The 963-nt window shown below is 65.2% G+C and carries 1 pseudogene; it reads right to left on the reverse strand.

Going from position 1 to position 963, the window contains the following annotated elements:
* Positions 1–956 (reverse strand): annotated as a pseudogene (locus C0V97_RS17530) (hypothetical protein); the annotation flags it as partial.
* Positions 957–963 lie beyond the last annotated feature (7 nt).

Genomic DNA, 963 nt, shown 5'->3' on the forward strand with positions numbered 1-963 from the left:
GCGGAGATGACAGCATTCTGCMCGSTGCCTCCCCCCTGAACGGTTTGACTTCCTCCCGACAGGATCGTTGCCCCACTGACGACACCGCCAGACTGCACCTGCTCGGACCCACCGGAAGAGATTGTGGCACCGCTGACGACGCCGCCAGACTGCACCTGCTCGGACCCACCGGAAGAGATTGTGGCACCGCTGACGACGCCGCCAGACCCCGTAATGGCCACGGCATTGGCCATCACGACCTGATTGACAATCACCCCGCCTGCCAGTGCCTGGGCCGTGCCTCCGGCGCCAACGCTGACCGTCAGCGCGGTACCGCCCCGCGCCGCGACGACAGTGCCGCCAGCCGAGACGACGGAATTCGAGGCGAGCCCCCCGGAGATCAACTGCACGCCTGCGCTGAAGATGCTCCGCAACGCGACGCCCCCCGCCGAGACGATCTGTGTACCGCCGATGATGCTCCCGCTATCCGTACCGCCACTGGCGAGCTGCTCTGTCGAACCCACGTCGAATGTTCCGCCCGAGATCACGCCCGATCCGGAAAAGCTCTGCCCCTTGACCGTAAAACCACCCCCGACGATCGCCTGACCGCCATTCATGACATGGGGCGCGATTGCACGCGCCGGATCACCCTGATAGCCGGACAAATTGCCCACAGCGATCCCGGCGCGCGAGGTCACGGTAGCGCTCACGACCACACCCTGGTTCAGGGCGGCAAAGGATCCGCTCTCATACGCCGTCCCGCCATAGGTCGTCCCATTGGCCGCTGCGGCGATCACTCCGCCCGAAAGTGCCGTCGCCGCCGAGATGACGCCGCCCGAAGCCAGATCCACGGCCGGATGATCCGTACCGCCATTGAGCCCATAGACCACATCACCGGTCGCAGTCTGGCCAGCGCCCACATAGCGGGTCGATCCATTGGTGACGGTCGTGCGATAGGCTGAACGGCTGATAGCCAAGATCTTA

It is taken from the genome of Asaia sp. W19 (genome assembly GCF_003994335.1).
In the GTDB taxonomy this organism is placed as follows: Bacteria; Pseudomonadota; Alphaproteobacteria; order Acetobacterales; family Acetobacteraceae; genus Asaia.